Source organism: Streptomyces sp. NPDC059455, assembly GCF_042750115.1.
In the GTDB taxonomy this organism is placed as follows: domain Bacteria; phylum Actinomycetota; class Actinomycetes; order Streptomycetales; family Streptomycetaceae; genus Streptomyces; species Streptomyces endocoffeicus.
Genome location: NZ_JBHYVB010000113.1, coordinates 12490 through 35129, shown reverse-complemented (window position 1 = coordinate 35129; position 22640 = coordinate 12490). Strand labels below are relative to the sequence as shown.

At 70.3% G+C, this 22640-nt stretch carries 19 protein-coding genes; 6 read left to right on the top strand and 13 right to left on the bottom strand.

Annotated features, from left to right (window positions below):
- From ACFXB5_RS32655 to ACFXB5_RS32640, 4 genes are all read right to left on the bottom strand, one after another.
- Positions 1–1716: CHAD domain-containing protein (locus ACFXB5_RS32655; RefSeq protein WP_385214635.1), on the bottom strand; the 1716-nt coding region annotated here is incomplete at its 3' end.
- Entirely contained in the window at positions 1700–3952 is a 2253-nt protein-coding gene (locus ACFXB5_RS32650; RefSeq protein ID WP_385214632.1) for an RNA degradosome polyphosphate kinase, read from the bottom strand. The genes ACFXB5_RS32655 and ACFXB5_RS32650, both read right to left, overlap by 17 nt.
- A gap of 250 nt (positions 3953–4202) precedes the next feature.
- Positions 4203–5135: a mycothiol synthase gene (gene mshD / locus ACFXB5_RS32645; RefSeq protein ID WP_385214629.1), complete on the bottom strand. Its 933-nt coding sequence runs from the start codon at positions 5133–5135 to the stop codon at positions 4203–4205.
- A 62-nt stretch (positions 5136–5197) separates the two neighbouring features.
- Positions 5198–6265: a YhcG family protein gene (locus ACFXB5_RS32640; protein WP_385214627.1), complete on the bottom strand. Its 1068-nt coding sequence runs from the start codon at positions 6263–6265 to the stop codon at positions 5198–5200.
- 187 nt (positions 6266–6452) lie between these two features.
- Between ACFXB5_RS32640 and ACFXB5_RS32635 the strand changes: the two genes are divergently transcribed.
- The gene (locus ACFXB5_RS32635) at positions 6453–8276 is read left to right on the top strand and encodes a bifunctional metallophosphatase/5'-nucleotidase (protein ID WP_385214624.1); all 1824 of its coding nucleotides are present in this window, start codon (positions 6453–6455) and stop codon (positions 8274–8276) included.
- 227 nt (positions 8277–8503) lie between these two features.
- Here ACFXB5_RS32635 and ACFXB5_RS32630 read toward each other — a convergent pair whose 3' ends face one another.
- The 3 genes from ACFXB5_RS32630 to ACFXB5_RS32620 form a co-directional block, all read right to left on the bottom strand.
- Entirely contained in the window at positions 8504–9679 is a 1176-nt protein-coding gene (locus tag ACFXB5_RS32630; RefSeq protein ID WP_385214621.1) for a macrolide family glycosyltransferase, read from the bottom strand.
- Positions 9680–9949: 270 nt separating this feature from the next.
- Positions 9950–10204 (bottom strand): DUF397 domain-containing protein, encoded by a 255-nt coding sequence (locus tag ACFXB5_RS32625; RefSeq protein ID WP_385214618.1) that lies wholly within the window; start codon positions 10202–10204, stop codon positions 9950–9952.
- Positions 10205–10215: 11 nt separating this feature from the next.
- Positions 10216–11067: a helix-turn-helix domain-containing protein gene (locus tag ACFXB5_RS32620; protein WP_385214616.1), complete on the bottom strand. Its 852-nt coding sequence runs from the start codon at positions 11065–11067 to the stop codon at positions 10216–10218.
- Positions 11068–11193: 126 nt separating this feature from the next.
- Between ACFXB5_RS32620 and ACFXB5_RS32615 the strand changes: the two genes are divergently transcribed.
- The 4 genes from ACFXB5_RS32615 to ACFXB5_RS32600 all read left to right on the top strand — a co-directional run bounded on the left by ACFXB5_RS32615 (position 11194) and on the right by ACFXB5_RS32600 (position 15844).
- The gene (locus ACFXB5_RS32615; protein WP_385214613.1) at positions 11194–11688 is read left to right on the top strand and encodes an ATP-binding protein; all 495 of its coding nucleotides are present in this window, start codon (positions 11194–11196) and stop codon (positions 11686–11688) included.
- A gap of 83 nt (positions 11689–11771) precedes the next feature.
- Positions 11772–12665, top strand: a complete 894-nt coding sequence (locus ACFXB5_RS32610) for a hypothetical protein (protein ID WP_385214611.1) — start codon at positions 11772–11774, stop codon at positions 12663–12665.
- Between the two features lie 7 nt (positions 12666–12672).
- Positions 12673–12948 (top strand): hypothetical protein, encoded by a 276-nt coding sequence (locus ACFXB5_RS32605; RefSeq protein WP_059142486.1) that lies wholly within the window; start codon positions 12673–12675, stop codon positions 12946–12948.
- 421 nt (positions 12949–13369) lie between these two features.
- Positions 13370–15844: an NACHT domain-containing protein gene (locus ACFXB5_RS32600; RefSeq protein ID WP_385214609.1), complete on the top strand. Its 2475-nt coding sequence runs from the start codon at positions 13370–13372 to the stop codon at positions 15842–15844.
- 219 nt (positions 15845–16063) lie between these two features.
- Here the strand turns inward: ACFXB5_RS32600 and ACFXB5_RS32595 are convergent, their stop codons facing one another.
- Entirely contained in the window at positions 16064–18589 is a 2526-nt protein-coding gene (locus tag ACFXB5_RS32595; RefSeq protein ID WP_020870380.1) for an ATP-dependent Clp protease ATP-binding subunit, read from the bottom strand.
- Between the two features lie 507 nt (positions 18590–19096).
- Between ACFXB5_RS32595 and ACFXB5_RS32590 the strand changes: the two genes are divergently transcribed.
- Complete coding sequence (locus ACFXB5_RS32590) at positions 19097–19690, top strand: SCO3374 family protein (RefSeq protein ID WP_385214606.1); 594 nt, start codon at positions 19097–19099, stop codon at positions 19688–19690.
- Between the two features lie 5 nt (positions 19691–19695).
- Here the strand turns inward: ACFXB5_RS32590 and ACFXB5_RS32585 are convergent, their stop codons facing one another.
- From ACFXB5_RS32585 to ACFXB5_RS32565, 5 genes are all read right to left on the bottom strand, one after another.
- The gene (locus tag ACFXB5_RS32585; protein WP_020870378.1) at positions 19696–20034 is read right to left on the bottom strand and encodes an Lsr2 family protein; all 339 of its coding nucleotides are present in this window, start codon (positions 20032–20034) and stop codon (positions 19696–19698) included.
- A gap of 221 nt (positions 20035–20255) precedes the next feature.
- Complete coding sequence (locus ACFXB5_RS32580; protein ID WP_262704782.1) at positions 20256–20777, bottom strand: amino-acid N-acetyltransferase; 522 nt, start codon at positions 20775–20777, stop codon at positions 20256–20258.
- A gap of 22 nt (positions 20778–20799) precedes the next feature.
- On the bottom strand, positions 20800–21195 hold the full coding sequence (locus ACFXB5_RS32575; protein WP_385214602.1) for a BlaI/MecI/CopY family transcriptional regulator: 396 nt from the start codon (positions 21193–21195) through the stop codon (positions 20800–20802).
- Positions 21196–21307: 112 nt separating this feature from the next.
- The gene (locus ACFXB5_RS32570) at positions 21308–21490 is read right to left on the bottom strand and encodes a hypothetical protein (protein WP_044573347.1); all 183 of its coding nucleotides are present in this window, start codon (positions 21488–21490) and stop codon (positions 21308–21310) included.
- A 103-nt stretch (positions 21491–21593) separates the two neighbouring features.
- Positions 21594–22442, bottom strand: a complete 849-nt coding sequence (locus tag ACFXB5_RS32565; RefSeq protein WP_385214599.1) for a hypothetical protein — start codon at positions 22440–22442, stop codon at positions 21594–21596.
- Positions 22443–22640 lie beyond the last annotated feature (198 nt).

The window sequence follows — 22640 nt, the reverse complement described above, 5'->3', positions numbered from 1 at the left end:
CGGCGTGGGGGCGGGCCCCCCCCCGCGGGGGCCGGCCGGGCCGGGGGGGTCCGGGGGGGCCGGGGCGCCCCCCGCCGGGGGGGGGCCCCCCTCGGCCGCGTCGCGATGGCGCTCCAGCGCCTGCCCGGCGGCCAGCAGCCGCACCGACAGCGGCGGCTCGGCGTCCACGGGACCGGAGCCGCCCGGACCGGAGCCGCCCGGGCCGGAGCCATTGGGCCCGCTCGCCCCGTCCGGCTGCTGCCACGCCTGGTCGAGCACCTCCAGCGCGTACCGCCGCAGCCGCAGCAGATGGCGCACGTGGTGCCAGGGGGCGTCCTGGCGCTCGCTGGCGGGCGGGGCGTCCGCCGCGGGAGTCGCCGCCAGGCCGTGGACCAGCGCCTCCGCGTTGTACGGATGCCCGGCGCGGACCAGTGGCAGCGCCTCCACCGACTCGGCCAGCCGCCGGTTCGCCAGCTCGGCGAGCGGCGGCAGCACCTGCCCGGCGGGGCGGGCGGCGTTGGCCTCGTCGAGCGGGACATCGGAGGCGAGCAGGGCGACGGTGTCGGCGACCGCGTGGAAGCGGGAGGAGCCGAGCGCCTCCAGGGCAGCGGTGTGGGCCCGGGTCCGGGCCAGCGTGAGCTGGCGCTCCAGCAGCGCTCCGGCGCGGGCCGCGCCCACGGTCAGCGCCCCGCCGCGGGCCTCCTCCTCGGCACCGGCCCGCTGGTGGGCCGCGCCCGGCTGGCCGGACCGCTCGCCCTTCTCGCCCTTGGCGCCCCGGCCGCTCTTGTCGCCGCGCTCGCCGCGGCGCCGTCCGGCCGCCCGGCCCTCGTCCCGGTCCCGATCCCTGTCCCGGTCCCTGGTCGTTCCGGCCGTGCCCTCGGCGCCGCCGCCCGCTTCGGCCGGACCGGGCCGCGCACCCTGCCCCCCGACAGGGTCCGCGGCCCCGCCTCCCGGCGCTCCGGCGGCCAGGGAGACGCTGCGGCGGGAGGCACGGGTGGAGCGGGGAATCGGGCCCGCGGTGCCGGAGGGGCCGCCCGCGCCGTCGACCGCGAGCGTGACCCCGCCGCGCGCGGCGCTCGTGGCGCTCGTGGCGCTCGTGGCATGCGCCGCGTTCACAGGCTGTGTGTCGGAGGATCGCTCACCCGGGCTCGCCGTCTCGGCGGCCGTTCCCTCGCCCTGTGGTGAGCGGTCCGAGGGGCCGCCCGCGCCCGAGAGCCGGTGCAGGGCGCCGCGCAGCCGGTCCAGCCGCTCCGCGTAGGCGTGCTCCCGCGCCAGCGTGCCGGACAGCCAGGCCAGCTCGGTCCGCAGCTCATCGGACCAGGCCGTGTCGGTGATCGGGCGGTAGACGTAGAGCGCGCCGCTGATCCGCCGCGCGGCGCGGCGCAACAGCCGGGCGGCCTCGGCCGCCTCCTGGACGTCGGAGCCGCTCTCGCGGTGCAGCCGCAGGCTGCGCAGGAAGTTCCCGGCCTGGCCGTGCAGATACGCCGACAGCACCTCCCCCGCCGTCGCCGCCTCCCACGCAGGCGCTCCCGAAGCCGCCGAAGCCGCGGCGGAAGCGGAAGCCCCCGAAGCCGCCGAAGGTGCCGGAGCCGCCGAAAGCGCCGAAGCCGCGGAAGGTGCCGTCGTGGCCTCCGCCGCCCGGTCCGTCACGCCGTCGGCCCCCGGGCGGGACGGGTCGGCGGCCGGGTCCGCGGCGCCCGTCAGCCCGGCCGGCGGCAGGTCATGTCGTTGAACCACGCCGTCGCCTCCGGGCGTCGATGAGCATCTCCTGAACGTTCCGCAGCGGCTGGCCGTCCGCGTCCGTGGCGTGCCGGGTCCACTCACCGTCCGGGCCCAGGTGCCAGGAGGAGGTGGAGTCGGCCATCCCGGTCTCCAGCAGGCGGTTGAGGGCGGCGCGATGGCCGGGGTCGGTGACCCGCACCAGCGCCTCGATCCGGCGGTCGAGATTGCGGTGCATCATGTCGGCGCTGCCGATCCACACCTCCGGCTCGCCACCGTTCCCGAACGCGAACACGCGCGAATGCTCCAGGAAGCGTCCGAGGACCGAGCGGACCCGGATGCTCTCCGAGAGCCCGGGGACGCCCGGCCGCAGCGCGCAGATGCCGCGCACCCACACATCGACCGGCACCCCGGCCTGGGAGGCCCGGTAGAGGGCGTCGACGACGGCCTCGTCGACCATCGAGTTGACCTTGATCTTGACGTAGGCCGGGCGCCCCGCCCGATGGTGGGTGATCTCCTTGTTGATCCGGGTGATCAGCCCGTCGCGCAGCGACTTGGGGGCGACCAGCAGCCGCCGGTAGTTCTCCCGCCGGGAGTAGCCGCTCAGCCGGTTGAAGAGGTCGGAGAGGTCCGCGCCGACCTGGGAGTTCGCCGTCAGCAGCCCCAGGTCCTCGTACAGCCGGGCGGTCTTGGGGTGGTAGTTGCCGGTGCCCACGTGCGAGTAGCGGGTGAGGGTGTCGCCCTCCTGGCGGACCACCAGCGACAGCTTGCAGTGGGTCTTCAGGCCCAGCAGGCCGTAGACGACGTGGCAGCCGGCCTCCTCCAGCTTGCGCGCCCACTTGATGTTGGCGTGCTCGTCGAAGCGGGCCTTGATCTCGACCAGCACCAGCACCTGCTTGCCGGACTCGGCGGCGTCTATGAGCGCGTCGACGATCGGCGACTTGCCAGAGGTGCGGTACAGCGTCTGCTTGATCGCCAGGACGTCCGGATCGGCGGCCGCCTGCTCCAGGAACGCCTGCACGGAGGTGGAGAAGGAGTCGTACGGGTGGTGGAGGAGGACGTCCCGCTCGCGCAGCGCCGCGAAGATGTCCGGCGGGGAGGCGGACTCCACCTCGGCGAGATCCCGGTGGGTGCCCGCCACGAACTTGGGGTACTTCAGCTCCAGCCGGTCCAGCGCGGCTATGCCGAACAGGCCGGTGAGGTCGAGCGGCCCGGGCAGCGGATAGACCTCCGCGTCCGAGACCTTCAGCTCGCGCACCAACAGGTCCAGCACATACGGGTCGATGGACTCCTCGACCTCGAGCCGCACCGGGGGCCCGAAGCGGCGCCGCAGCAGCTCCTTCTCCAGGGCCTGCAGGAGGTTCTCGGCGTCGTCCTCCTCGACCTCGAGGTCCTCGTTGCGGGTCACCCGGAACATATGGTGCGCGAGCACCTCCATCCCCGGGAACAGCGCCTCCAGATGCGCCGCGATCACGTCCTCGAGCGGCACGTACCGCTGCGGCGACGCCTCCAGGAACCGGGAGAGCGACGGCGGAACCTTCACACGTGCGAAGTGATCATGCCCGCTGACGGGGTTGCGCACCACGACCGCGAGATTCAGCGACAGCCCCGAGATGTACGGGAAGGGGTGCGCCGGGTCCACGGCGAGCGGGGTCAGCACCGGGAATATCTGCTGCCGGAAGAGGGTGAAGAGGCGGGACTGCTCCTTCTCGGTGAGATCCGGCCAGCGGACCAGATGGATGCCCTCGTCCGCGAGCGCCGGGGCGACGTCCTGCTGGTAGCAGGCGGCATGCCGGGCCATGAGCTCACGGGACCGGTTCCAGATCAGCTCCAGCACCTCGCGCGGCTGCAGCCCGGAGGCCGAGCGGGTGGCGACCCCGGTGGCGATGCGCCGCTTGAGGCCGGCGACCCGCACCATGAAGAACTCGTCCAGATTGCTGGCGAAGATCGCCAGGAAGTTGGCCCGCTCCAGCAGCGGCGTGGACGGATCCTCGGCCAGCTCCAGCACCCGCTCGTTGAACGCGAGCCAGCTGCGCTCCCGGTCCAGGAACCGCCCCTGCGGCAGCTCCCCGCCCTCCGTGCCAGGCCCGGCGACCTCCTCATACGAGTCCAGGTCGGCGTCGAGGTCGGGGTCGAGCGACCGCACCGGTGCGGCGACAGCATGCGGCCGGTGGGCCGCGATGGACCCGACCGAAGGCTGCGAGTGGGGCTGGGGCTCCGGGGAAACCGATGCCTGACCGCTTGTGTGGCTCATGAACTCATTGTTCCGCGCCGGAGGTGAATACGGCGTGGCGGAAGCGGGTGCGGAAACGGCACGGAGCCTCCGGTTCGACGAATTCGGCACAGCGGGCTGCATTCAGTGATGCTCGCAACCAAGGTTGAATCGCCGGTAACGGACACATGGCGCGTAGGAAATCGGGACCCATCTCCCAGGGGTCCCGCCCTCTTCACGCCCCCCGGGGCCCCCTTCACGCCCCCGGGCTCAGGTCCCGCTCAGGTCTCGATCAGGTCTCCGTCCGATACATCAGATCCGTCTCATGAGTGACGAAGCCGAGCCGCTCGTAGACCGCGACCGCGGCGAAGTTGTCGGCGTCCACATAGAGCATCGCGGTCGGCAGCCCCCGGGCCGCCAGATGCCGCAGCCCGATCGAGGTCAGCGCCTTGCCGAGGCCGCCACCCTGCGCGTCCGGCCGCACCCCCACGACGTAGACCTCCCCCAGCCGCTCCTCGGCATGCACCTTCGTCCAGTGGAACCCGACGATCTCCCCGCCCCGCTCGGCCAGGAAGAACCCCTCCGGGTCGAACCACGGCTCACCCTTGCGGTCGTCCAGGTCACGCTGGGTGAGCGAACCCTGTTCGGGGTGATGGGCGAAGGCCGCCGCGTTCGCCGCCAGCCACGCGGCGTCGTCCACACCCGGCCGGAAGGTCCGTACGGTCACCCCCTCCGGGAAGGTGGGCTCCGGAAAACCCAGCTCCGCGAGCGACCCCAGCGGCCGCCGCATCTGCCGCAGCTCCCGGAACAGCGTCAGCCCCAGCACCTGCGCGAGATGGCGCGCCGAGGCATGCCCCCCGTGCGCCCAGATCCGCAGCCGCTTCCCCGACTCCCTCAGCAGCGTCACCCCCAGCGCCCGGCCGTGCCCCTGCCCACGGTGCCCCGGATGCACGACCAGCTCCGCGGCCGGAGCCTCCACCGGGTCGGTGTCCTCCAGCTGCGCGTACCCCACGAGCTCCCCGCTGGGCTCCCGCACCACCAGATGACGCACCCCCTCCCGCCGTCCCCGCAGCTGCAGCCGCCCCTGCTCGGACACCGCCTGCTGCCCATCGGCCCGCGCGGACTCCGCGATCAGCCGCAGCACACCCTCCACCTCGGCCGACGTCAACTCCTCCAGCACATCGAGCCGCCGGGCACCGGATGTCTCGTTCGCCACGTCATTCATGGGGCCGAGCCTACGGCGGCCCAATTGGCCAGCAAGCTGCTGGCCAATTTGTTACCGGCGAGTCACCCGGCTGCCCCATCCCCGTCGAGGATGTCGTCGGCGATACGGGAGAGATCCTCGGCGCTGGGCATCAGCTCCCTCACATGGGGCGGCAGCGCGGCATAGGTGCTCACGGCGAGCGGTGCGTTGTTGCTCCGCAGGGCGTACTCGATCGTCCCCTTGTCGCGGCTCTTGGCGATGAGGATCCCGAGGGTCGGATCGTCGCGCTCCTTGTCCCGGACCAGGTCGTCGACGACGGTGACGTAGAAGCCGAGCTGGCCGAGGTGGGCGGGGCGGGCCTTGTCGGTCTTCAGCTCGATGACGACGAAGCGGTGCAGTTTGTAGTGGTAGAAGAGCAGGTCGATCCGGAACTCCTCGTCACCGACCTTGATGGGGTACTGACGCCCGACGAAGGCGAAGCCCACGCCGAGTTCGGTCAGGAATCGGACGAGCTGCTGCACCAGCGCGTCCTCAAGGTCGCGCTCCGCCACCTTGCCGGAGAGCCGAGTGAAGTCGACTCGGTAGGGATCCTTGACGACCTCGTTGACGGCATCGGAGTCCTCCGGGACCGTGGCGTCGAAGTTGTTGAGCGCGGCGCCCTGGGTGAGGTGCAACTGGGCGTCGATCCAGTGGTCGAGCATGACGCGGGACCACCCCTGCTGCACGGCCCGCTGAGCGTAGAAGTCCAGCTCAGGGCGGGTTTTGCAGCGCGCCATGAGGACGGTGATGTGTCCCCAGGGCAATTGGGCAACAGCTTGTTGCCCAATTTGTTCGGGCCATGTTCGAGCCATCTGCTGCATGTACTTGAGATTCCGCGCACCGAAACTCCGCTGGTTCGGGAAGGCTGTGCGCAGCTCCATCGCCACCCGCTCAAGGACCTTTGATCCCCACTTCTCACGTTCCGTCCGATCGAGGATCGTCCGGCCGATCTCCCAGTACATCTTGATCATCTCGGTGTTGACCTTGAGCTGAGCACGCACGCTCGCCTGCGTGACGATCGCCTTGAGGTCATCGACCAGTTCGAAGAAGCCGGGCGGGAGCTCGGACCCCTGTGCGGGGATGGGCGTCTGCCTCGTGAGTTCGTTCCGCATGATCGGCACGCTCACATAACGAACCGCCACTCAAACCCCTCATCGGGACTTTTCCGCCGAACGGGCGAAGTCGGCCCACACCGTTGACCATCGGCCACCAGCTCTTAACCTCATGCCCCTGCCCCGCTACGCGCGTTGACCGTAAGCTGCGCTCCACCATCCATCACGGTGCATACAAGGGGACGACATGCCAGCGAGACCTCAACGGCGCGGGGCGGGACGCCGGTTGGCCACGGGAGTCGCGGTGCTGGCCGCCGCGGCCGGGGTGCTGACCGCTGTGAGCCCGGCGGGTGCGGACACCGGCGCCGCCGCCTCGGACAAGCACCGGCCCGGGCGCACCGTCGACGTGCAGCTGCTGTCCTTCAACGATCTCCACGGAAACCTGGAGCCCCCGCAGGGCTCCTCGGGCACCGTCACCGAGACCCAGGCGGACGGCACCACCAAGAGCATCCCGGCGGGTGGCGCCGAATACCTCGCCACCTCTCTCCGTAACGCCCGTAAGGGTCACGAGTACTCGGTCACCGCCGCCGGTGGCGACATGATCGGGGCCAGCCCGCTGCTGTCCGGGCTCTTCCACGACGAGCCGACCGTCGAGGCGCTCAACAAGCTGGACCTCGACGTCACCTCGGTCGGCAACCATGAATTCGATGAGGGCCGCGCCGAGCTGAGCCGGATTCAGAACGGCGGCTGCCACCCCAAGGAGGGCTGCTACGAGAAGGGCAAGACCTTCCCGGGCGCCGACTTCCCCTACCTCGCCGCGAACGTCACCGACGAGAAGACCGGCAAGCCCATCCTCAAGCCCTACACCGTGTGGCAGCACAAGGGCGTGAAGATCGGCTTCATCGGGGTCACCCTCGAGGGCACCCCGGACATCGTCACCGCCGAGGGCGTCAAGGGCCTGAAGTTCCATGACGAGGTCGAGACGATCAACAAGTACGCCAAGGAGCTCCAGGGCAAGGGCGTGAAGTCGATCGTCGCGCTCATCCACGAGGGCGGGCTGCCCGCCTCCCCCTCGTACAACTACGACTGCGACAACGGCGGTGCGGGCAAGGGGATCTCCGGTCCCATCGTCGACATCGCCAAGAACATCTCGCCCAAGGTCGACGCCCTGGTCACCGGCCACACCCACCAGGCGTACACCTGCACCGTCCCGGACCCGTCCGGCACCCCGCGCACGGTGACCTCCGCGGCCTCCTTCGGCCGTCTCTACACCGACACCACGCTCACCTACGACCGCCGCACCGGCGACATCGTGCGGACGAACGTCAAGGGCGCGAACGCGGCGAACCACGTCGTGGACCGTGAGCAGCCCAAGGCCCCCGACATGACCGCGCTCATCGGGCGCTGGAACAAGCTGGCCGCCCCGGTGGCCGGCAAGCCGGTCGGCCACATCTCCGCCGACATCAACGGCCGTGGCTCCACCGCGTACGAGACGCCCCTGGGCGACGTCATCGCCGACGGCCAGCTCGAAGCGCTCTCCCCGTCCGACAAGGGCGGCGCGCAGATCGCGTTCATGAACCCCGGCGGCATCCGCTCCGACCTCGCCTACAAGGCGTCGGGCAGCGAGGGGGACGGGGTGGTGACCTACGGCGAAGCGTTCACGGTCCAGCCGTTCACCAACATGATGAACGTGATCGACCTGACCGGCTCCCAGCTCATCACCGCGCTCCAGCAGCAGGTCAGCGGCTCCAACGAGGCGTCCCCGCGAATCCTCCAGGTCTCCAAGGGCCTCACCTACACCCTGGATCTGACCAAGTCCGGCAAGGACCGGATCGTCACGGACTCGGTGAAGCTCAACGGTGAGGCGATCGACCCCGCCAAGACCTACCGCGTCGCGCTGAACGAGTTCATCGCGGGCGGCGGCGACGGCTTCCCGGTCTTCAAGGAGGGCAAGAACAAGCTCGTCGGCGCCTCCGACCTGGACGCGTTCACGGCCTACCTGGGCGCGCACTCGTCGCAGTCCTCGCCCCTGGACCCGCCGAAGGCGGACCGCATCACGATCGTGAAGTAACCGCACGACGCCTGCCGAGGGGGCCGCCCCCCCCAACCGCCCGGGCCCACGCCTGTAAGCGCCCGGTGTACCCCCCGCCCCCCCCCTCAAAAAAGCCCCCCCCCCCCCGCCCCCCGCCGGGCCCCCCCCCTCGGGGCCCCCCCACCCCCTGGTAAAACCACCCCCCCACCCCGGCCGCTGGCCCCGCCCCCCACCCCCGCCCGGGCCATCGTCGTGTCAGCGCCGTGTCACCGCAGCGCGTCCTCGATCAGATCGGCCGCCCGCCCGGTGCCGCCCTCGGCCCGCACCTCGGCCCGCAGCCGCGCCGAGGTGCGCGCGACCTCCGGGTCCGTGGTGAGCTCGAGCAGCGCGGCGCGCAGGGCCCCGGCGGTGGCGTCCGCCGTGTCGAAGCGGCGGGCCACGCCCAGTTCGACGAGCCGGTCGGCGTTCATGGCCTGTTCGGCACCCTGCGGGACGGCGATCATCGGACAGCCGGTGTACAGCCCCTCGTTGCTGCCGCCCATCCCCGCGTGGGTGATGAACGCGTCGGCCCGCTCCAGGATCGCCAGCTGCGGCACCCAGTTGTGGACCTCGATGTTCGCCGGGATCTCCCCCAGCTCGCCCGGGTCGACGTACTTGCCGATCTGCAGCACCACATGCCACCCGGGCAGGTCCCCGAAGGCCGCGACACACTCGCGGTAGAAGGCGGCCTGCCGGGTGTACGCCGAACCCAGCGAAACCAGCAGCACGTTCTCCGCACCGGTGGGACGTTCCCAGCCGCCCTGGTCGGCACGGTCGCCGAGGCACGGTCCGACGAACGTCACCACCTCGGTGTTCACCCGGTCGGCGTTCGGCTGCATCGCGCGGGGAATGAGCGCGACGCAGCGCGGCGGCCGCCCGGAGAAGACGTTCGGATCCGTGGTGGCGGCGCCGGACTCCACGAGCCACGTCGCGAACTTCTCCTGATACGCGTCCGCACCGGGAAGGCTCATGATCTGCTCCCCGATCTCGTCGTGGTAGCCCTCCCAGCCCACGATCGTCGGCGACAACTGGACCAGCGGGCGCCCCTGCGTCTCGGCGAGCACCCGGGCGGGATACGCGCCGATGTCGTAGAGGTACACATCGGCCGGGTCGCGGTCGTACACGGAGCGGAGTTGGGGCAGGACGTGGATGGCGTCATCCAGGAACAGGGTCATCGCGGCGATCGGGTCCTCCGGCCAGTCGTTGTCGGCGACCGGCAGGGTGGACTCGAACGGCACGAACTCGGCGCCGGTCGGCTTGATGACGTCCGCCATATAGGCGTCATTGGCGTACGTCACCCGGTGCCCGCGCGCCACGAGTTCTCGGATGATCTCGAGGCTGGGCAGGGTGTGGCTGATGGCGGGGATGCCGACCATGGCGATATGGGCGCGGCGACGGGACATATGGGATCACTCGTTTCATGTCTACGGCGAGATGGACACGACGGCCCGGCGCACGGGCGTGGTCACCGGTGCGCCGGAGAGAGCGGCGTGTCAGCCGTAGATCTGAAGAAACGAGTCCATGCGGGGACGGTACCCCGGCCGCCGGCCAGGCCGCCTCTCATTTTCCGGCCGGGCTCAGCAAGCGGTAAGTGCCCGCTCAGCGCCCGATCGTAGGGTCGCGCAGGCGACGGGCCGTCTGTTCTCCCTCCCTCTCCGACGGGCCGTCGCCCCTTACGCTCCGCCTTCCTGGATGCGATCGAAGACACCGGCCTTGGCTCCGTGTATGAAGGCGCGCAGGGCGGCGGGTGTGGTGGTCAGGATGACGCTGGGGTCGTCGCTCTCGCGCAGTGCTATGCCGTTGCCATCAGCGGCGACGTTCAGGCAGTTGCCCGCGTCCGCGCTGTAGGAGGACTTCCGCCACGCGATGTTGATGCAGTTGGACGAGTTAGCACTGTAAGACGACTTCTGCCACTGGTACGTGGACACGTTTCTCCCCTTCAGATGGTCCGCATGATGCCGTGGATGAAGTCCCGCGTCTCCCGCGGTTCGAGGGCAGCCATCTCCATCCGTTCCAAGACAGCCCGATACTTGGCCAACTCGGCCTCCGCGTCCATGAACTGGGTCCCTTGGGCAGAATCGAGCTGCACCGTGTCGAGTTGCGGTACAGGCCCCACGACATAGTCGAACGACTGCCCGGTCCCAGGGAAGGTCCCGCCGCCGAACGGAATCACCCGGATGGTGACGTTGTCCATCTCGCTCATGGCGAGGAGGTGCTCAAGCTGGGCGCGGACCGTCTCCATCCCGCCGAACTCCATGCGCAGAGCGGCCTCATGGATGATCGCGGTGTACGGCACCGGCTTGTCGCCGTAGAGGATCGCCTGCCGCTTCATCCGGTGCGACAGCCGGTGCTCCACCTCGTATGCCCGCAACGGCGGAGCTGCTTCCCGCATCACCGCGCGGGCATGGTCCACGGTCTGGAGCAGGCCCGGGATGTGGATGACCAGCGCGACGCGCAGCGCTCGGGCCCGGTGCTCCAACTCGGCCATATCCGCGAAGCTGGCCGGGAGGTGTTCCCGGTACTCGTCCCACCAGCCCCGCGTGCGTCCGCCCGTCATGTCCGCCAGCGCATCCACGAGGTCATCGTCCGCGCAGGTGTAGGTGCGAGCCATCACGCGCACACGATCGGCACCCACGGCGTACCGGCCCGCCTCGATCATGCTCACGCGGGCCTGCTGGACACCCAGCTCGGCGGCGGCCGCAGTGGAAGTCAGGCCCGCGCGCTCACGAAGCTTCCGCAACTCGGCTCCGAGTCGTCGCTGCTTGAGCGTAGGACTACTGGTGGTCGCCATCGGTCTCCCTTGTCACCCACACGAGGGCAATCGTGAGCCATATCTCCGTATCGACGTTAGAACTAACACGACTGGCCCTACTGTGTGGCGCAAGTGCCCCAACTTCGCCCGACCGAGGGAGACTCCATGGCCAACGTACCGCCGCCGACCTCCGACCCCTGGACGTACTCCCTCCGCCTCCCCAACGACCCACGGGCCGCACGTATCTCACGCGCCACCCTCCGGGCGGTCCTCTCCTCCCACGGCATGGCCGAGCTGACCGACACGGCGGAACTCCTGACCTGCGAGTTGGTCACCAACGCCGTCCGCCACTCCGACGGCCCGGCCCAACTCCGCATCCGCCACCTCTGCGAGAACCGCCTCCGCGTCAGCATCTGGGACACCAACCCCACCATCCCCGCACCCTTCGACGCCCCGCCCAGCCCCCTCGACCGCTTCACGGCCCTCACCGAGGCTGCCGCCAGCCTCGACGCGACCTCGGGCCGGGGCCTCCTCATCGTCCGGCTGTGCGCCGACAACTGGGGCGGCTACCCCCTGGCCGACGACCTCTTCGGCATCAGCGGCAAGCTGCTCTGGTTCGAGCTCACCCCGCAGCAGCACGCATACGAGATCGCCGCCTGACCCCACGCGGGTCCTTCCCTCAATCGGGTGATCACCTGTCATTTGCCCCGCGCAAATGCCCCGATGACCTTACGTTCACACACATGGTCAGTTCGCGGCATGAGGCCGCACACCGCATCTTTCAAGAACGACCGGAGTTACTCGCGCCGGTATTCCGCATATTGGACGTCCCGCTGCCAAAGGAAGCAGCCGTCGAGGTGCTCACCCCCGACGCCACGGAGATCCGCCCGTTGGAACGGCGCGTGGACAGCGTGTTGCGCGTGGTTCCGCCTGACGGCGGCGGCTTCCTCCTGGCCATCGAGGCACAGGGGCGCCGCGACCCGGACAAGGCGGTCAGCTGGGCGTACTACCTCTCGTACATGGCAGCGAAGCACGAGCTTCCGGTGCTGCTACTCGTAGTCTGCCAGGACAAGAAAACCGCCGACTGGGCGGCGGGGCCCTTTCGGATCGGCGTGGAGGGGTGGACAGCACTGTCCGTACACCCGCTGGTGCTGGGCCCCGGAAACGTCCCGGTGATCCTCGACCCCGAGGAAGCATCCCAGGATCTGACCCTGGCTGCCTTCTCGGCCTTGACACATGGGCGCGACCCAAACGCTCCGGCCATACTGAAAACACTGGCTCAGGCCCTCGCCAAGGCCGACCCGGAGTCCCGCCCGTACTACTCGGAGCTACTGGAGATCGGCCTGGGGAATACCCCAGCACGAGACGTCTGGAGGAAACTGATGAGCGTGGTAGGCAGCTACTTCCCTGGTCGCGGCACCCTTGTCGAGGAGACTTTCCTCAAGGGCCAGGCCGTGGGTGAGGCCGTGGGGGGTGCGCGTGCCGTGCTGCGCATCCTGGAAAACAGGCGGATCCGCACCTCGGCGGAGATCCGCGAGCGCATCACCAACTGCACCGACATCAAGACACTGGACCACTGGCTCGACCGTGCCATGACCGTCTCCACCGCCGACGAGCTCTTCACCGAGGACGGCTGACGACACCATGGCCGTAGTAGGTAGCTACTTCCCCGGCCGGGGAACCCTCATTGAGCAGACCTTCCTCAAGGGCCAGGCCCACGGGGAGGCGGCGGGGCTTGCCGAGGGAGTCCTGCGCATCCTCGAACACCGGGGGATCACCGTCCGGTCCGAGACACGCCGCCGCATCAGCGAATGCACATACCGCGACACCCTGCGGCACTGGCTCGACCGCGCGTTCACCGTCTCCCAGGCAGACGAGCTGTTGGACGAGCTCTTCGCGGTGGAGGAGTCGGACCGGTAGTCACCGGGCGGGCCCGGGGCCCCCGGGAGCCGTGCCACCGGCGGGGAGCCGCCGACGCGGCGGGAGGGGGTGGGGTCGGAGGGGTGGTGTCCTGGACGCTTACGTGTATTTGTGGCGCCAATCTCCGGCCCACGCAAGTCCCCGGCCAATGGCGCCGTAAATATACGGTCCAGGGCGCCGCCCCGGAGGCCCCGCCCCCGGCACCACCCACGCACCCCAGGCGCACCACCCACGCACCCGCACCCAGCGGACCCCGCGCCCCCGCACCCGGCAACGCACCGCAACCACCCCACCGCGCCCCCGCCCCGTGCCACCGGCCGCCCCCGGAACCCACGCCGAACCCCCACCCATCCGGCAGCGACCGTGCCTACCCTGGTGGCTTCTGAACGGCGAACAACAGTCACCGGGGGGACGGGGCCTCATGGATCCCGCACACGCAGGCGCAGCCTCAGCCATAGGCACGCTGATCCAGGAACTCTTCGTCGCCGATGAGCCGGTGGACCGGCCCGTCCGCATCGCCTCCCTCGTCGCCTTCCAGGGCGACCACCGCACGCTCACCGAACGGGACCTGCCCCGGATCGCCTCCGCGCTCGTCGAGGACGTCGCGAAGGAGATCGACGAAGAGATCACGGATCAGGCGCGGCCCGAGCTGACCGACGCGCTCGCCCGCACCCTCCACACCCTCGGCACCGTCGACCTGGACGACCTGCGGGCCGTCCGGCTCGGCCCCGAAGCCTTCGCCCGGCACCTGGCCGTCGGCGCGCCCGACGCCGACGAGGGGCTGGACGCGGCCGACGCACGGACGCACGCCTCGCTGCGGGAGGCCGTCTGCGCGCACCTGCTGCGCTTCCTCGTCCGCCGCTCCCCTTTCGTCGCGGCCGCCGAGGACGCCGGATTCGAGGAGCGCTACGCCCGGGACATCGTGGCCGCCCACGACCATCTGACGATCTACGGCATCGATCTGACCCACTCCCCCGACAGCTGGCCGCTGGACGCCGCCTATCTCAGCCTGGAGACCGAGATCGACGGGGGCGGCCCCAGTGCCCCCGCCGAGCAGGCCCTCGCCGGGCGTACCCGGGTGCTGCTGTGGGGCGTGGCGGGGTCGGGCAAGACCACGCTGGTGCAGCGGCTCGCGGTGTCCGTGGCGCGCGGCGACCTCCCGGCCCCGCTGGAGGGGTTGCGCGGGCGGGTGCCGTTCGTGCTCCCCGTGCGCCGGTTCCGCCGCGACGGCTTCCCGGAGCCGGAGGGCTTCCTGTCCGCCGTCCGCTATCCGCACGCCGCCGCGCAGCCGCCGGGCTGGGCCGAACGGGTGCTGTCGCGCGGGCGCGGGCTGCTGCTCGTGGACGGCGTGGACGAGGCCCCGGAGGAGGAGCGGGAGCGGCTGCGGGAGGCGCTGCGCGAGCTTCCCGCGCGCTATCCGGGAAATGTCTGGCTGGTCACCTCGCGCCCCTCGGCCGTACGGGAGAACTGGCTCGCCTCGGAGCGCTTCACCGAGCTGAAACTCTCCCCGCTCAGCCGCGAGGGCGTCACCGCGTTCATCCGGCGCTGGCATGCGGCGGCCCGCCAGGACATCACCGACGGGGCCGATCTGGACCGGCTCAGCGGTTACGAGGAAACGCTGCTGGACGCCGTAAGGATTACCCGGGACCTCGGGCGGCTGGCCACCAATCCACTGATGTGCGGTCTGCTGTGCGCACTGCACCGGGACCGCCGCGGCTATCTGCCGCGTGGCCGGAAGGCCCTCTATGACGCGGCCCTTTCCATGCTCCTGGAACGGCGCGACCGCGAGCGCGCCATGCTGTCGCCGGATGGAATCGACCTCCCTCAGGAACCGAAGATCCAGCTGCTGCAGAAGCTGGCGCACTGGATGCTCGTCAACGGCCGGTCCGAAATGGACCGGGCCACTGCCCTCGAGACGCTCGGCCGGTACATCCCGGCCATTCCGCACGCGGCGCGGCAGGGCGGGCCGGAGGAGATCTACCGCCATCTGCTCAACCGGACCGGTCTATTGCGCGAGCCCACACCCGGTTCGGTCGATTTCGTGCACCGAACGTTCCAGGACTATCTCAGCGCGAGAGCGGTCGTCGAACGGCACGATTTTGACTTCCTGATCGACCACGCACACCTGGACGACTGGGAAGAAGTGATCAGAATGTCCGTCTCTCTCGCCCGTCCCGATGAATGCGCCTACGTCCTCGAGGGGCTGCTGGCGGCCCGTAAGGACGCCCGGCCGGTCCATGCCCGCCATCGCAAACTCCTGGCGGCCGCATGTCTGGAACACGCTACGGAGCTGGACCCCGAGGTGCGTTCCCGGGTGCATCGCTATACCCGTGATCTGGTACGCCCGACCTCGCTGGAAGGGGCCCGTGCGCTGGGCTGGATCGGGCCTATCGTGCTGGAAATGCTGCCCGATCCCAGTGCGGTATCCGATGAGGAAGCCCATCGGCTGGCCGTCACCGCCACCTCGATAGCCGACGACCGCGCGATCGACTATCTGGTCCGGCTGCGGGACCGCGCCTCCTGGGCGGTACGGGCGCGGCTCGCGGGCGCCTGGCGGCGATATGACACCGACCGTTACGCCGAGGAAATCATCGCCCATCTCGATGAGCGGGAACTCGACTTTCCGGTGTCGGACCTGGAGGAGCTGCGGGCGCTGCGCCGGCTCGGCGGCCGCCCCTGCGTCCAGATAGCCGGGGCGTTCACCCCGGAGCAGCTGACCGAGGGCCTGGTGGCCGAGCGGCTGACCGAGCTGTGGCTCGCCTATGACCTGGGCTCGGACCTGGACCTGAGCTGGCTGGCCGTCTTCCCGCGGCTGGAGATCCTGCGGCTGAGCCACCGCAACGCGGAGGTGACCGGGGTCCCGGAGGGCGTCCAGGTCATCGTGGCGGGCGCGTGAGGGGAGCCCCGGACGGATCCGGACGGATCTGCGTGGTCCGGCCTCCCAGGGCGTCACAGGGCCTCTCAGCGCCTCTCAGGGCGCGCCTGCGCCGCACCTGCCCGGCACCTGCGCACCCGCGCCGCACCTGCGCACCTGCGCCGCACCGCGACACAAAAGGGGGCCGCCCCGGACCGGGATACGGTCCGGGGCGGCCCCGAGGCGACGGACGGCTACGCGTCACGCCTCCTTGCTGAGGTTCGGGCCCGCGCCACCGGCGGCGGACTCGATCGGCGGGGTGTCCGGCAGTGCCGACTTCTCCTCGCCGCGGAAGGTGAACTTCTTCTCCTCACCCTCACCCTCGGTGTCCACGACCACGATGTGGCCCGGACGCAGCTCCCCGAAGAGGATCTTCTCCGAGAGCACGTCCTCGATCTCGCGCTGGATCGTCCGGCGCAGCGGCCGGGCGCCCAGCACGGGGTCGTAGCCCCGCTTGGCGAGCAGCTTCTTGGCGACGCCACTGAGCTCGATGCCCATGTCGCGGTCCTTGAGCCGCTCGTCCACCTTGGTGATCATGAGGTCGACGATCTGGATGATGTCTTCCTCGGTGAGCTGGTGGAAGACGACGGTGTCATCGACACGGTTCAGGAACTCGGGGCGGAAGTGCTGCTTCAGCTCCTCGTTGACCTTGTTCTTCATCCGCTCGTAGCCGGTCTTCACATCGCCCTGGGCGGCGAAGCCCAGGTTGAAGCCCTTGGAGATGTCCCGGGTGCCGAGGTTGGTGGTCATGATGATCACCGTGTTCTTGAAGTCCACGACCCGGCCCTGGGAGTCGGTCAGCCGACCGTCCTCCAGGATCTGCAGCAGCGAGTTGAAGATGTCCGGGTGGGCCTTCTCGACCTCGTCGAAGAGGACCACGGAGAACGGCTTGCGGCGCACCTTCTCGGTGAGCTGGCCGCCCTCCTCGTAGCCCACGTATCCGGGCGGGGAGCCGAAGAGCCGCGAGACGGTGTGCTTCTCGCTGAACTCCGACATGTCGAGCGAGATCATCGCGTCCTCGTCGCCGAAGAGGAACTCGGCGAGGGTCTTGCTGAGCTCGGTCTTACCGACACCGGACGGGCCCGCGAAGATGAACGAGCCACCAGGGCGCTTGGGGTCCTTGAGGCCCGCACGCGTGCGCCGGATGGCCTGGGAGAGCGCCTTGATGGCGTCCTTCTGGCCGATGACGCGCTTGTGCAGCTCGTCCTCCATGCGCAGCAGCCGGGAGGACTCCTCCTCGGTGAGCTTGAAGACCGGGATGCCGGTGGCCGTGGCCAGGACCTCGGCGATCAGCTCCTCGTCCACCTCGGCGACGACGTCCATGTCGCCGGCCTTCCACTCCTTCTCCCGCTTCGCCTTGGCGGCCAGGAGCTGCTTCTCCTTGTCGCGCAGGCCCGCGGCCATCTCGAAGTCCTGCGAGTCGATCGCGGACTCCTTCTCCCGGCGCACATCGGCGATCTTCTCGTCGAATTCGCGCAGGTCCGGCGGTGCGGTCATCCGGCGGATCCGCATCCGGGAACCGGCCTCGTCGATCAGGTCGATCGCCTTGTCCGGCAGGAAGCGGTCCGAGATGTAGCGGTCGGCCAGGGTGGCGGCCGCGACCAGGGCCGAGTCCGTGATCGAGACGCGGTGGTGCGCCTCGTAGCGGTCCCGCAGGCCCTTGAGGATCTCGATGGTGTGCGGCAGCGACGGCTCGGCGACCTGGATGGGCTGGAAGCGGCGCTCCAGGGCCGCGTCCTTCTCCAGGTACTTGCGGTACTCGTCGAGCGTGGTCGCGCCGATGGTCTGGAGCTCGCCCCGCGCCAGCATCGGCTTCAGGATGCTCGCGGCATCGATCGCGCCCTCGGCGGCACCCGCACCCACCAGGGTGTGGAGCTCGTCGATGAACAGGATGATGTCGCCGCGGGTGCGGATCTCCTTGAGCACCTTCTTCAGGCGCTCCTCGAAGTCACCGCGGTAGCGGGAGCCGGCGACCAGGGCGCCCAGGTCCAGGGTGTAGAGGTGCTTGTCCTTGAGGGTCTCGGGCACCTCGCCCTTGACGATGGCCTGGGCCAGTCCCTCGACGACCGCCGTCTTGCCGACGCCGGGCTCGCCGATGAGGACCGGGTTGTTCTTGGTGCGGCGCGAGAGCACCTGCATGACCCGCTCGATCTCCTTCTCGCGCCCGATGACCGGGTCGAGCTTGGATTCGCGGGCGGCCTGGGTGAGGTTGCGGCCGAACTGGTCCAGGACGAGCGAGGTGGAGGGAGTGCCCTCCGCCGGGCCGCCGGCGGTGGCGGCCTCCTTGCCCTGGTAGCCGGAGAGCAGCTGGATGACCTGCTGCCGCACCCGGTTCAGATCGGCGCCCAGCTTCACGAGGACCTGGGCGGCGACGCCCTCGCCCTCGCGGATCAGGCCGAGCAGGATGTGCTCCGTACCGATGTAGTTGTGGCCGAGCTGAAGGGCCTCGCGGAGCGACAGCTCCAGGACCTTCTTGGCACGGGGGGTGAAGGGGATGTGCCCGGACGGGGCCTGCTGGCCCTGCCCGATGATCTCCTCCACCTGCTGGCGGACCGCCTCGAGCGAAATCCCGAGGCTCTCCAGGGCCTTAGCGGCGACACCCTCACCCTCATGGATCAGGCCCAGGAGGATGTGTTCAGTGCCGATGTAGTTGTGGTTGAGCATCCGGGCCTCTTCCTGAGCCAGGACGACAACCCGCCGCGCGCGGTCGGTGAACCTCTCGAACATCGTTAATCGCTCCTCAGAGCGGTCAGAAAGATCGGGGACGATCCCCTCCCTGTCCTTCCGCATGCTAGTCCCGCAACCCGGGACAGCTCATTCCAACTGCCGACAACCGTCCGGATCACCCCCGCTCGCACGGGGCAAACAGCCACTGCCTCCTGCCCGAACAGCCGACAACTGCTTCAACCCGATGGTGCGAGACGATGTTCCCGCAGGCCAGGCATCTACGCCCACCGTCAGTACGCCGATGGCGAACGCCGCTTTCTCCCGACCCGCGGACCGCCCCTCCCCACTAGGGATGTCTTACCCGCAAGCACAGATACTCCATGCCGTGGGGGCCGGTTCCATCCGCTATGGGCGAACAACCTTGCGCCCGTTCACCGGCCCTGCAGGACCCCTTACGGGTACGGGGCGCGCACGGGCCGGTACGGAACGTCATCGCGTACGCAGATCATCACGTACGAACGTGACCGCCCGCGTAACCAAGCGGGCGGGCGGGGAGTTCTGCCGGGCATGATCCTCAGGGCCCACGGCGCGGGGCCGTCCGCGCCGGCCGCCCGGTCACGCTGGTACGAGCGGGAGCTGGGCTGGCCGACGGCCGGCAGCGATCCCGTCGAATTGCTCACGGGGGTGGCCTTCGACGTCATCGAACTGCCGACCGTGGCCGGTTTCGCGATGCTGCGGCGCGTACCGCGGACCGGTCCGGCCGCGGTGGAGGGCACCTGGATGCGGCTCCTGGTGGCCGCGGGCAGCGCGGACGAGCTGCCAGGGCTGCTCGACTGGCTGGAGTGGGGCGGCGTGGCCCTGGACCTGGGCGCGATCGGCGCCGGAGGCCGGATCACCGCGCCGTGCCCCGCCCGTTCCTGGCCACCGTCCCTGGCCGCCGGGGCGCCCGGTGAGCGATGCCCGCAGGAGGCCGCTGTATGGCTGCGACCTCCCGACACGAAGGGCGAGGTGGAGCCGACGCTGCCGAGCACAGGCTTCGGGGGCGATGGGGGCGCCCCCGATCTCGTACGGCTCGTGAGCACGGCGGCCACGGAGTGCCACCGAGCCCGGTTGGTGCGCGCCCTGCCACTGCCCAGGCAGCGGCGAGCCGGGGAAGGGTGACGCGCTCAGCCGTTGGCCTTCTCATACGCCTCACGGACGGTCGCCGGAACACGGCCGCGGTCGTTGACCTCGTAGCCGTTCTCCTTCGCCCAGGCGCGGATCTTCGCGGTGTCCTGACCGGCACCACCCGCCGCCGCCCGCGCCTTGCCCCGGCCGCCGGAGGCCCGGCCACCGGTGCGCCGGCCGCCCTTGGTGAACGGCTCCAGGGCGTCACGGAGCTTGTCCGCGTTGGTGGTGGTGAGGTCGATCTCGTAGCTCTTGCCGTCCAGAGCGAACGTCACGGTCTCGTCCGCCTCGCCGCCGTCGAGGTCGTCGACAAGAAGGACCTGAACCTTCTGTGCCATGGGGTTCCTTTCAGGGAAAACGGGGGGCTCGGGGGCGCGGCGTTAGCCGCTGATGACTCACCCCCCAGGTAATTACACTACGAGAGAATAGGAAACCGCTTTTCCGGGAAAAACACAAACCCCCCGCGAAGGTTCGACCGATCCGCCAAGCGGGAAGCCTCATGGAAGGTCATGTTCCGGAGCTATGTGATAGGGGAGCGATTCGGACATAGGGCCCGCGATCACAGTTGCAGAAGCATCCGGCTGTTGCCAAGGGTGTTCGGCTTCACCCGTTCGAGACCTAGGAACTCGGCGACACCCTCGTCATAGGAACGCAGGAGCTCGCTGTAGACATCGCCGTCGACCGGCGTCTCGCCGATCTCCACGAAGCCGTGCTTGGTGAAGAAGTCGACTTCGAAGGTGAGGCAGAAAATGCGCCGCACGCCCAGCCAGCGTGCGGTCTGCAGCAGCTTGTCAAGCACCAGATGCCCTACACCGGTGCCCTTGAGAGTCCGATCGACGGCGAGAGTGCGGACCTCCGCGAGGTCTTCCCACATGACGTGCAGCGCTCCGCAGCCAATGAGCTCAGCGTCCTCGTCGCGCTCGGCGACCCAGAACTCCTGGATGTCCTCGTAAAGCGTCACGGTGGCTTTGTCGAGCAGGATGCGATCGTCCACGTACGAGTCGATGAGGCGACGCACCGCCCGAACATCGCTGGTCCGGGCACGGCGGACGGTGACTACTTTTGATAGTGGGGAGGACATGAGCGGACGCTATCGCCCCGGGTCATCGCCCCGACTCACCGGGGCGCTCCCCCGGCTCCCCCAGTTGTGCGACGCGCATGGCATCCCGTAGTGCGTCGCGCTGCTCTTCGGACATCATCCCGAAGAACGCGACGAGTGCGGCCGCGGGGTTGTCACTGGTCGACCACGCTTCGTTCATCAGTGCGGCCGAGTAGGCGGCGCGCGTGGAGACCGCGGCATATCGATAGGCGCGGCCTTCCACCTCACGGCGCAGCCAGCCCTTGTGATGCAGGTTGTCCATTACGGTCATGACCGTCGTGTAGGCGATCGAGCGTTCCCGCTGAAGGTCTTCCAGGACTTCCCGGACCGTGACCGGGCGGTTCCACTTCCACACCCGCGTCATGACCGCGTCTTCGAGATCTCCCAATGGCCGAGGCACACCGAGAATAATAGTGGGAGATGTCTCGAATGTCCGGAGGGTTGGACGGGAAATGCCGCACGCCCCGGGACGCGACGCGTCCACGGGGCGTGATCCGGCGTGATCGATCCGGTCAGGAGGTCTCGCGCTCCGGCGCGGGGCGCTCGGCCTCGGCGCGGGCCGCCAGCGCGGCGTCCACCGCGGCGTCCTCCTTGGACTTGTTGGCGCCGCCCTGGCTCTTCACCATCGTCACGATGAGCGCGGTGAAGGCCACGGCCATCACCACGGGCGGGACCAGCGCGGAGACGTAATCCATTGCTCTCGGCCTCCTTTTGCTCGAGACCACCAGATTACGCGGCGCGCCGCGGCCTCCCGGAGCCGGGCACCGGTCCCGGGCCGGGCGCCCCGGGGACGCCAGGTCAGGCGGAGCGGACCCCGGCGCCGGGCGCGAGCCTCGACTCGTGCTCCGGGGGCGGCGAGGGACGGCGGCGCTTGGGCGGGAAGACCTCCGCCGGCGTGGGCACCGGACGCCCCGGGCGCGGCGCCCGGCGGCCCGGCTCCCTCCGCTTCGGCTCCTCGCGGTCGCCGTGCTCCGGCGGCGTGGGCTTCTTACGGGGCTCACGCTTCGGCTCGTCGGACTGGAGCACGGCCTCCCGCGCGCCCTCGAGCCCCTTCCGAGCGGACCCCTCGGGCCCCCTCCGGACGGCCCCCTGCGCGGCCGTCCCGGACGCCGCCGAGACCCCGCCGGGCAGGGCGCGCAGCCGGGGTGCCACGGGGCGCGTGCGCGGCTCCACGACGGCGCCGACGGCTCCGGAGCGCTCCGCGAGCCGGGCGCGCACGCCCCGCTCGGCAAGGCGCTCGCAGTGGCTCAGCAGCGCGCGCCGGCGCGTCGTCTCACCGCCCCCGGCGGCCGACCCGCACAGCGCGCGGAGCGCGGCCAGATCCTCGGCCAGCGGCTCGTAACCGGCCTCGAGGGCGCCCTGGAGCTGCTCGAGATAGCCGACGGCGGCGCCGGGCAGGGCGGCGCGGTAGCGGGCGAGCTCGTCGAGCAGGAACGCTCGCAGCCGCCCGCCCTCGCGGACCGCTTCGTCCACGGCCTCGGCGAGCCGGAGACAGTCCTGGACCTCCTCCGCCCGGTCCGGGCCGAGGGGGCCGGCGGAGGGGGTGACGGGGTCGGGTTGGAGGGCGATGGCGAGGGCGCGTCGGAGCACACGCAGCTCATCCGCACTGAACGCCATTCCGCCGCGGGATCCATATGGCGTGGGCATGGGGCGACTTTAAGTGCTAAGCGGACAAATTTCGCTCAGCGCCGGACGGTGTGGCGCGTTGCGGACGCCGAGCGGCCATACGGGGGAAGCGCCGGGGGGGGGGGGGGGGCGCGGCGGGGGGGGGGCCCCCCCCCCCCCCCCCCCCCCCCCCCCCCCCCCCCCCCCCCGGGGGGGGGGGGCGCGCGAGGGCGGGCGCGG

Excerpts from the sequence above, each read along its gene's own strand:
- ACFXB5_RS32650 (WP_385214632.1), bottom strand. The coding sequence starts at position 3,952 with ATGAGCCACACAAGCGGTCAGGCATCGGTTTCCCCGGAGCCCCAGCCC.
- mshD (WP_385214629.1), bottom strand. The coding sequence starts at position 5,135 with ATGAATGACGTGGCGAACGAGACATCCGGTGCCCGGCGGCTCGATGTG.
- ACFXB5_RS32640 (WP_385214627.1), bottom strand. The coding sequence starts at position 6,265 with ATGCGGAACGAACTCACGAGGCAGACGCCCATCCCCGCACAGGGGTCC.
- ACFXB5_RS32635 (WP_385214624.1), top strand. The coding sequence starts at position 6,453 with ATGCCAGCGAGACCTCAACGGCGCGGGGCGGGACGCCGGTTGGCCACG.
- ACFXB5_RS32630 (WP_385214621.1), bottom strand. The coding sequence starts at position 9,679 with ATGTCCCGTCGCCGCGCCCATATCGCCATGGTCGGCATCCCCGCCATC.
- ACFXB5_RS32620 (WP_385214616.1), bottom strand. The coding sequence starts at position 11,067 with ATGGCGACCACCAGTAGTCCTACGCTCAAGCAGCGACGACTCGGAGCC.
- ACFXB5_RS32615 (WP_385214613.1), top strand. The coding sequence starts at position 11,194 with ATGGCCAACGTACCGCCGCCGACCTCCGACCCCTGGACGTACTCCCTC.
- ACFXB5_RS32610 (WP_385214611.1), top strand. The coding sequence starts at position 11,772 with ATGGTCAGTTCGCGGCATGAGGCCGCACACCGCATCTTTCAAGAACGA.
- ACFXB5_RS32605 (WP_059142486.1), top strand. The coding sequence starts at position 12,673 with ATGGCCGTAGTAGGTAGCTACTTCCCCGGCCGGGGAACCCTCATTGAG.
- ACFXB5_RS32600 (WP_385214609.1), top strand. The coding sequence starts at position 13,370 with ATGGATCCCGCACACGCAGGCGCAGCCTCAGCCATAGGCACGCTGATC.
- ACFXB5_RS32595 (WP_020870380.1), bottom strand. The coding sequence starts at position 18,589 with ATGTTCGAGAGGTTCACCGACCGCGCGCGGCGGGTTGTCGTCCTGGCT.
- ACFXB5_RS32590 (WP_385214606.1), top strand. The coding sequence starts at position 19,097 with ATGATCCTCAGGGCCCACGGCGCGGGGCCGTCCGCGCCGGCCGCCCGG.
- ACFXB5_RS32585 (WP_020870378.1), bottom strand. The coding sequence starts at position 20,034 with ATGGCACAGAAGGTTCAGGTCCTTCTTGTCGACGACCTCGACGGCGGC.
- ACFXB5_RS32580 (WP_262704782.1), bottom strand. The coding sequence starts at position 20,777 with ATGTCCTCCCCACTATCAAAAGTAGTCACCGTCCGCCGTGCCCGGACC.
- ACFXB5_RS32570 (WP_044573347.1), bottom strand. The coding sequence starts at position 21,490 with ATGGATTACGTCTCCGCGCTGGTCCCGCCCGTGGTGATGGCCGTGGCC.
- ACFXB5_RS32565 (WP_385214599.1), bottom strand. The coding sequence starts at position 22,442 with ATGCCCACGCCATATGGATCCCGCGGCGGAATGGCGTTCAGTGCGGAT.